Here is a 645-nt window from a genome sequence, read left to right on the forward strand (position 1 = left end):
TGAATCGCCCCGGATTTTGAGGAGGCACCAATTCTTGAGAGAATGGTGTCATGACGAAGACAAACAAATTTTCCCCAGAGATGCGCGAGCGGGCCGTGCGCATGGTGCAGGAACACCGTGGTGAGTACCCGTCATTGTGGGCAGCGGTCGAGTCCATCGCGCCGAAGATAGGCTGCGTGCCGCAGACGCTGTTGGATTGGGTGAAGCGCGACGAGGTTGGTAAGGGGCAGCGCGAAGGCCTGTCAAGCGACGAACGAGAGCGCCTGAAGGCGCTGGAGCGCGAGGTCAAGGAACTACGCCGCGCCAACGATATTTTGAAGACGGCCAGCGCGTTTTTCGCGCAGGCGGAGNTCGACCGCCGCTTGAAGTCGTGAAGGCGTATATCGATGGCCATCGGGATGCATACGGGGTCGAGCCCATTTGCAAAGTCTTGCAGATTGCCCCGTCGTGCTACAGACGCCACGCGGCCCGGCAGCGCAACCCGGCGCTGCGATGCGAACGGGCCCAACGCGACGACCGGCTGGTGGCAGAGGTTGAGCGGGTCTGGAACGCGAATTGGCAGGTTTATGGTGCCGACAAGGTCTGGAAACAGATGAACCGCGAGGGCATCCGTGTTGCACGGTGCACGGTAGAACGTCTAATGAA

Annotated in this window: 1 pseudogene and 1 other annotated feature; the pseudogene reads left to right on the forward strand. The window is 60.6% G+C overall.

Annotated features, from left to right (window positions below):
* Positions 1–50: 50 nt before the first annotated feature.
* Positions 51–645, forward strand: a pseudogene (locus OVY01_RS23010) (IS3 family transposase); the annotation flags it as partial.
* Positions 329–445 (forward strand) — a sequence feature (AL1L pseudoknot). It overlaps the preceding pseudogene by 117 nt.

Origin of the sequence: Robbsia betulipollinis, assembly GCF_026624755.1 — a bacterium.
GTDB lineage: Bacteria > Pseudomonadota > Gammaproteobacteria > Burkholderiales > Burkholderiaceae > Robbsia > Robbsia betulipollinis.